A 7,630-nucleotide genomic window follows, 5' to 3' on the forward strand; every position below is an offset into this window, starting at 1 on the left:
ATGGCTCGCAGACCGACCGGCCCGGCCGACGACCGGCCCAAGACGAAGAAAATCGGTGCGCTCAGGGGGCTTGGGCCCTTCATCGCGCCGTATCGGGGGCTCGCCTTCGGGGCGCTCCTGGCGCTGATCGCCACCGCTTCGATCTCGCTGATCCTACCGCTGGCGGTGCGCCGTGTGGTCGACGGGTTCCAGCAAGGTGCGGCGCTGCTCGATCAGTATTTCTTCGCCGCTCTGGTGATCGCGGGTCTGCTCGCGCTGGGGACGGGGCTGCGCTACTATCTTGTCACGCGTTTCGGCGAGCGGGTTGTCGCGGACATCCGCAAGGCGGTGTTCGATCGGGTGATCTCGATGAGCCCGGCGTTTTTCGAACGCATCCTGACCGGCGAGATCATCTCTCGGATCACCACCGACACGACGCTGATCCTTTCGGTGATCGGCTCGTCGGTTTCGGTCGCGCTGCGCAACGTGCTGATCTTGATCGGCGGTCTGGTGATGCTGCTCTTCACCTCGGCCAAGTTGACGGGTCTGGTGTTGCTGGTCGTGCCGGTGGTCGTGGTGCCGATCGTGGTGCTGGGGCGGCGGTTGCGCGTCTTGGGACGCGAGAACCAGGACTGGATCGCGAATTCGTCGGGCTCGGCTTCGGAGGCGCTTCTGGCGGCGCAGACCGTGCAGGCTTTCACCCATGAGGCGCTTACGCGCGAGCAGTTCTCGGGCGTGACCGAGAAGGCTTATCTCTCGGCCAAGAAGCGGATCGGGACGCGCGCGGTGATGACCGTGATCGTGATCTTCCTCGTCTTCGCGGGCGTGGTGGGCGTGCTCTGGATCGGCGCGCGCGACGTGCGCGGTGGCCTGATGAGCGTGGGCGAACTGGTGCAGTTCGTGATCTACGCGGTGATGGTGGCGGGCTCGGTGGGCGCGCTGTCGGAAATCTGGTCGGAGCTGCAGCGCGCGGCGGGCGCGACCGAGCGTCTGGTGGAGCTTTTGCAGAGCGAAGACCAGGTGAAGGACCCCGAGCATCCCGTGCCGCTGCCGATGCCCGCAAAGGGCGCGATCAGCTTCGAGGATGTGAGCTTCCATTACCCGTCGCGGCCTCAGGCCTCTGCGCTCGATCATGTCGATCTCGAGATCGCTCCGGGCGAGACCGTGGCGCTGGTCGGGCCCTCTGGCGCAGGCAAGACCACGGTGATTCAGCTGATCCAGCGGTTCTGGGATCCGGAAACCGGCAAGGTTACCATCGACGGCTATGACCTGCGCGACATGGCGCGGCATGATTTCCGTCAGGCGATTGCACTGGTGCCGCAGGATCCGGTCGTCTTCGCGGCCTCGGCGCGTGAGAATATCCGCTTTGGCCGTCCCGATGCGTCCGATCGCGAGGTCGAGGAGGCGGCGCGCGCGGCCCATGCCTATGACTTCCTCGAAGCGCTGCCCGATGGGTTCGACACCTATGTGGGTGAGCGCGGTGTGATGCTTTCGGGCGGGCAGAAACAGCGCATCGCGATTGCACGGGCCATTCTGCGCGACGCGCCGATCCTGCTGCTGGATGAGGCGACCTCGGCGCTCGATGCGGCGTCCGAACGCGAAGTTCAGGCGGCGGTGGATCAACTGGCCAAGACGCGCACCACGGTGATCGTGGCGCACCGTCTGGCCACCGTGAAGAAGGCCGACCGGATCGTGGTCTTCGACGAGGGTCGGATCGTGGCGCAGGGCACGCATGACAGCCTCGTGGCCGAGGGCGGCCTTTATGCCGAGCTGGCGAAGCTGCAATTCACCGACGGGGTGTAAGACGCAGCAGTCGCGTGGCGCGGGGCAATGAGCCCTGTGGCCGCGTGCGCCCCGCAGGCCCTTTCCTCATGTGGAATTCCTCAGCCGTTTTCCCCCTGTCCTCCATCGCCTGCTTGCGCCATCCTGTCGGCAGGTCCGGGGATGGTCCGGCATATCCAAGAGGAGAGTGACATGGGTCTTTGGAGTTTCATGAAGGGTGCGGGCAAGTCGCTGTTCGGCGGTGAGGCCCATGCGGGCGAAGCGCCGAAGGAAGAGGCGCTCAAGGCGGAGCTGAAAGAGCTCGGACTTGACGATAGCGGCGTCGATCTCGCGGTCGAGGGCGACAAGGTGATCGTCAAGGGCAAGGCGGTCGACGCCGAGACCAAGGAAAAGATCATCCTCGCGGTGGGCAATGTCGATGGCGTGGCCAGCGTCGAGACCGAGGACGATGCCGACACGTCCGACGCGACCTTCCACACCGTCGAGAAGGGCGACACGCTTTGGGCGATCGCCGAGAAGACGCTGGGCAACGGTTCGAAATATCAGGCGATCTTCGAAGCCAACAAGCCGATGCTCAAACATCCCGACAAGATCTATCCCGGTCAGGTGCTGCGCATCCCCAAAGCGTGAGCCGGGCAGGGCAAATCATGCAGGAGGGCGCCTTTCGGGGCGCCCTTTCTCTTGACGCGATAGTCTTGTTTCCCCACGTCAAAATTTCCATGACGTGACGTTTCGCAAGGGCACGCCCCTTGCCGCCCGTGGCGTTTTTGCCGCATCCTGCTTTACGGGCCGTACACGGAGGAGCGGGCGACCCTCGGGAGGATGAGAATGCAGAGATTTGCGACAGTAGCCGACCGTGATGCGGTCGAGGCCGAGAAACCCTGGGAGGCGCGCAACCGCCCCGCCACGATCTACGGTTTCCTGAGCGAGGCAAAGGCGGCCCATGCCAATCGCCCCGCATTGTCGTTCCAGATCCTGTCTGGTCCCCAGGACAAGGCTGAAACGCTGAACTGGACGCAGCTTCATGCCAAGGTCACGCAGGCCGCGAACCTTCTCCATCACCTCGGCGTCGGCCCGACCGATACGGTGGCCTATCTGCTCCCCAATTCGCTCGAGACGGCGATCACGCTGCTTGCGGGGGCAACCGCCGGGATCGTGAACCCGATCAACCCGCTGCTCGACGCCGAGCAGATCGCGGGCATCCTGCGTGAGACCAAGGCGAAGGTGCTGGTCACGCTCAAGGCCTTCCCCAAGACCGATGTCGCGCAGAAGGCGGCCGAGGCCGTCCGCCTCGCCCCCAATGTCGAGGCTGTGCTTGAGGTCGATCTGAACCGTTATCTCACCCCACCAAAGAGCTGGATCGTGCCGTTCGTGCGACCCAAGGTCGAGACGAAGCACCATGCCAAGGTGATGAATTTCAACACCGAGGCGGCGAAACTCCCGGGCGACCGGCTGATGTTCGAGGATGTGCAGGAAGACCGTGTTGCGGCCTATTTCCATACCGGCGGAACCACCGGCATGCCGAAGGTCGCGCAGCACAAGTATTCCGGCATGATCTACAATGGCTGGCTTGGCGGGCGGTTGCTGTTCGATGAGACCGACGTGATGATCTGCCCGCTGCCGTTGTTCCACGTCTTCGCCGCCTATCCGATCCTGATGTCGGCGATCGCGAGCGGGGCGCATGTCGTCTTCCCGACCCCTGCGGGGTATCGCGGCGACGGGGTGTTCGACAATTTCTGGAAGCTGGTCGAGCGCTGGCAGGTCACTTTCCTGATCTCGGTGCCGACCGCGATCTCGGCGCTGATGCAACGCCCGGTCGATGCCGATATCTCGTCGCTGCGCACCGCGATCTCGGGCTCGGCGCCGCTGCCGATCGAGCTTTACAACCGCTTCAAGGCGGCCACGGGCGTCGAGATCTGCGAGGGCTATGGCCTGACCGAAGCGACCTGCCTGGTGTCGGTGAACCCGGTCGATGGCGAGAAGAAAGTGGGCTCTGTCGGCATCCCGCTGCCTTACACCCATGTCCGTATCCTCAAGAAGCGCAATGGCAGCTTCGACGAATGCGCGCGCGACGAGGTGGGCGAGATCTGCGTTGCCAATCCCGGTGTGTTCGAAGGCTCGACCTATACGGAAGCCGACAAGAACCACGACCTCTTCGCCGAGAACCGCTTCCTGCGCACCGGCGATCTGGGGCGCATCGACCCGGATGGCTATCTCTGGATCACCGGTCGCGCGAAGGATCTGATCATCCGCGGCGGGCACAATCTCGACCCGGCCGAGATCGAGGACGCGCTGTTGTCGCATCCGGCGGTCGCTTTTGCCGGGGCGATCGGCCAGCCCGACAGTTTCGCTGGCGAACTGCCCTGCGCTTATGTGGAGCTTGTGGCCGGGGCATCGGTCACGACCGAGGAATTGCTCGAACACGCCAAGAAGAACATCCACGAGCGTGCCGCCGTTCCGAAGCATCTCGAGATCATGGACGAGCTGCCGAAAACGGCCGTCGGCAAGATTTTCAAGCCCGACCTGCGCAAGATGGCGATCATGCGGGTTCTCAACGCCGAGCTGGAGCTGGCCGGGATCGCGGCGCATGTGATCTCGGTCACCGAGGACAAGAAACGCGGCCTCGTGGCCCATCTCGCGACAAAGGGCGCGTGTGACGAGGATGCGTTGATGCACAAGCTGGGCGAATTCACCGTCCCGTGGGACTGGGCGCGCTGACCTCTGCGTTTCCTGAAGCTGACCAATCAAGCGCCGCCTTCTGGGCGGCGTTTTGATTTGGGAAACATTGTGGCACCGGCTCGCCCCCGCGCCGCCATATTGTCCCGCTGCAGTCCAAATCTCTCCCGATTCGTAGCGTTAACTCTCCCTCAATCAGATCCCGCAGCCGGCAAGGAAACGGGGCGATTCGATCAGAGGCAGAGCAGAAGGCACTGGGACGATGGCATTGGGGCGTCTTTGGAAAGCGATGATCGCCCTTGCTACGGCAAGTGTGCTGTCTGCTGGGGCGGCCCAGGCGCTGAGCGTCGATCTGATCACCAACGGCACCTTCGAGAGCGGTTCGCTGTCGGGCTGGTCCACCACCGGCAATGCCGCAGGAGAGACCTTCGTCGTCAATGATGGCACGCCGGTCAACAATTCTCGGGGCTTGCCGTTCCAGCTGCCGTCCGGGCTTGCAAGCAAACTCGGCACGATCGGGAAGTCCCCGGAGGCGCGGGGCGGCAGGATCGAACCGATTTCCGGCCTCTATGATACGATTTTCAGACCGGTCTATTCGGGCGTCGCGACGCTGACCCAATACTTTACCGTGCCCGACGAGGTGATCTCCGCAACCTTCGATTTCACCGCGCGGGTGGGGCTCTTTGGTCTCTATTCGGATCCCAATCATCAATTCCGCGTTTCCGTGGTCGATCAGCTCGGCGATGTGATTCAGGAAGTCTACGCGACCGCGACGGGCGGGATACAGCTGGGCAACGGCACTGCGACCACGCTCACCTTCGATCTGACGACGCTGTTGCAGGCCAATCAGGGGCAGACCCTGGGCGTGCAGTTCGCGCTCGAGGCGCAGACCTGGCAGATGAATGTCTCGCTCGACGATATCGCGATGATGGTCGAGACGCCCGCCACCGTGCCGCTGCCCGCGAGCGCGTGGATGATGCTGGCGGGGCTTGGATTGTTCGGTGCGCTCGGCTGGAAACAGCGCCGCAGGGCCGGAGAGGGCGGTGCGCCGAGCTGATCCTCGCACGCCAGATTTAGCGACCCGACAAACGAAAGCGACGCGCAGCCTCAAGGCTTGCGCGTCGTCTTCGTTTCATCTTTCGAGGAAGATTGGTGGACCTGACGGGGGAGGAATCGAACCGCCTCTTCCAAGCTCTCGAAGATTGGGAACGCCATCTCGCACAACTTGACCTAGACGGTCTGGGGGTGCGCGATGAAGATTACCACACATAATTTCAATAGGTTAGCGCCACCTTCGACGGCAAAGAAGCCCAAAGAGAACAAGCCGACGCCGTTCTCGTTGCGCCTCACGTTCGAAGAACGCGCGCAACTCGAACAGGACGCGGCGGATATGTCCCTTGGGGCATACATCCGAGAACGGCTGTTCGGCGAAGATGCTGCACCGCGCAAAACGCGCAACAAGGCTCCCGTGAAGGACTACGAGGCTTTGGGTCGCGTTCTGGCTGCGCTCGGCTCGTCGCGCCTATCTTCCAACCTCAACCAACTCGCCAAAGCCGTAAATACGGGCTCGCTGCCCGTCACGCCCGAAACCGAGGCGGAACTGCGCGAAGCCTGCGCGGCGGTGCTGGTGATGCGCGAAGAGCTTCTTATGGCGCTCGGTCGCGGTATTTATCGTGACGAGCCTGGGTGCGAGCCATGATCCTCAAGGCCAAAGAACGCGGCGGCGGCGCGCAACTTGCCCGCTATCTGCTCTCGGTGCGCGAGAACGATCACGTCGAACTGCATGAGGTTCGCGGCTTTGTCAGCGATGACCTGCTAGATGCGTTTCGGGAACTCGATGCCATTGCGGCTGGAACGCGCTGCAAGAACTACATGTTCTCGGCGAGTCTGAACCCGCCTGGCGGTGCCGATCCCACCGTCGAGGATTTCGAAAAGGCCGCCGATGCGGTCGAGCACAAGCTCGGCCTCGAAAATCAGCCCCGCGCGATTGTCTTCCACGAGAAGGACGGGCGGCGACATGCGCATGTCGTCTGGTCGCGGATCGATGCCGAGCGGATGCGGGCGATCAATATCTCGCACTACAAGCTGCGCCTGCGCGACGTGTCGCGTGAACTGTTCCGCGAACATGGCTGGGAAATGCCGAAAGGCTTGCTCGATTGGCGCGAGCGCGATCCGCTCCGCTACACGTTGCAAGAATGGCAGCAAGCGCGACGTGTCGGCCTCAACCCCAAACAGATCAAAACGCTCTTCAAGGAATGCTGGGAGCATTCGGATTCTGCCTCTGCCTTCGCCCAAGCCCTCAAAGAACGCGGCTTTACACTGGCGCGCGGTGATCGGCGCGGCTTCGTCGCTGTCGATTATCGCGGCGAAGTCTATGCCGTAGCGCGTCAGGCAGGCGTGAAAACGAAGGATGTCGCGGAACGCCTTGGCGATCCCGAGAACGTGCCTTCGGTCGATGAGGCGCAGAAGGCAATTGCTGCGCGGATGTCAGAACGCCTCAAGGGTTTCGTCCGACAGTCCGAACTCGAAGCTGCGCGCGGCCAGAAGGCGCTGGAATTCGGGCGCAGCGAAATGGCGGGCCGTCACCGTCAAGAACGGCAGATGCTCCACGAGGCGCTGGAAAAGCGATGGATCGCGGAAACCAACGCGCGCGCCGCTCGACTGCCGCGTGGGTTCTCGGGCGTTTGGAAACGGATCACGGGCGGTTACGCCAAGATAAGGGCGCAGAACGAACGCGAAGCGTGGACTGCCCTGCTGCGGGATCGGTCCGAACGTGACAAGCTGGTTGCCAGTCAACTCGACGAGCGCCGCGATCTGCAACGGCACATCCGAGAACAGCGCGAGCGGCAGGAAACCGATCTCCTCCTGCTGCGCGAGGACATCGCCCGCTACCAGGAAATGAACTTGCCCGAACGCTCTGGCCAGCAACGCGAGAAGGATCGCGAGGGGCGCAAGCGCGGGCGCGATAGAGGGCCGGATTTCGGTTTCGAACGATGATAGATAAGGAGAAGAACATGGAACAATTCGACACTATCGCCTACGTGCCGCGCCGCATCTTTGACCTCTACGAGGCGAACTGAACCGCGCCGGGTTTGCCGGAGGCTGATTTGGGTTAGTTACGCGGCCATGTCTTCAGTTTCCAGAGCGGCGTAGAAGTTTGCCTCTGCTTCCGCCGGCGGGATGTTCCCGATCG

6 protein-coding genes are annotated in these 7,630 nt (G+C 63.0%); all 6 read left to right on the plus strand.

Annotated elements, in window-relative coordinates; all coding sequences use genetic code 11:
* The 6 genes from BMI90_RS15910 (at position 1) to BMI90_RS15935 (ending at position 7,434) form a co-directional block, all read left to right on the plus strand.
* Complete coding sequence (locus BMI90_RS15910; RefSeq protein WP_078530481.1) at positions 1-1,782, plus strand: ABC transporter transmembrane domain-containing protein; 1,782 nt, start codon at positions 1-3, stop codon at positions 1,780-1,782.
* A gap of 171 nt (positions 1,783-1,953) precedes the next feature.
* On the plus strand, positions 1,954-2,391 hold the full coding sequence (lysM, locus tag BMI90_RS15915) for a peptidoglycan-binding protein LysM (protein WP_078530482.1): 438 nt from the start codon (positions 1,954-1,956) through the stop codon (positions 2,389-2,391).
* A 198-nt stretch (positions 2,392-2,589) separates the two neighbouring features.
* Positions 2,590-4,479 carry an acyl-CoA synthetase gene (locus BMI90_RS15920; RefSeq protein ID WP_078530483.1) on the plus strand — a complete coding sequence of 630 codons (1,890 nt, stop codon included), beginning with the start codon at positions 2,590-2,592 and terminating at the stop codon, positions 4,477-4,479.
* Between the two features lie 247 nt (positions 4,480-4,726).
* Positions 4,727-5,494, plus strand: a complete 768-nt coding sequence (locus tag BMI90_RS15925) for a PEP-CTERM sorting domain-containing protein (protein ID WP_146642624.1) — start codon at positions 4,727-4,729, stop codon at positions 5,492-5,494.
* 195 nt (positions 5,495-5,689) lie between these two features.
* The gene (locus BMI90_RS15930; RefSeq protein ID WP_078530485.1) at positions 5,690-6,136 is read left to right on the plus strand and encodes a hypothetical protein; all 447 of its coding nucleotides are present in this window, start codon (positions 5,690-5,692) and stop codon (positions 6,134-6,136) included.
* Positions 6,133-7,434 (plus strand): relaxase/mobilization nuclease domain-containing protein, encoded by a 1,302-nt coding sequence (locus BMI90_RS15935; RefSeq protein WP_078530486.1) that lies wholly within the window; start codon positions 6,133-6,135, stop codon positions 7,432-7,434. Before BMI90_RS15930 ends, BMI90_RS15935 begins: the two co-directional genes overlap by 4 nt.
* The last annotated feature ends 196 nt before the right edge of the window (positions 7,435-7,630 follow it).

The sequence above is a fragment of the Thioclava sp. L04-15 genome, assembly GCF_002020275.1.
GTDB lineage: Bacteria > Pseudomonadota > Alphaproteobacteria > Rhodobacterales > Rhodobacteraceae > Thioclava > Thioclava marina.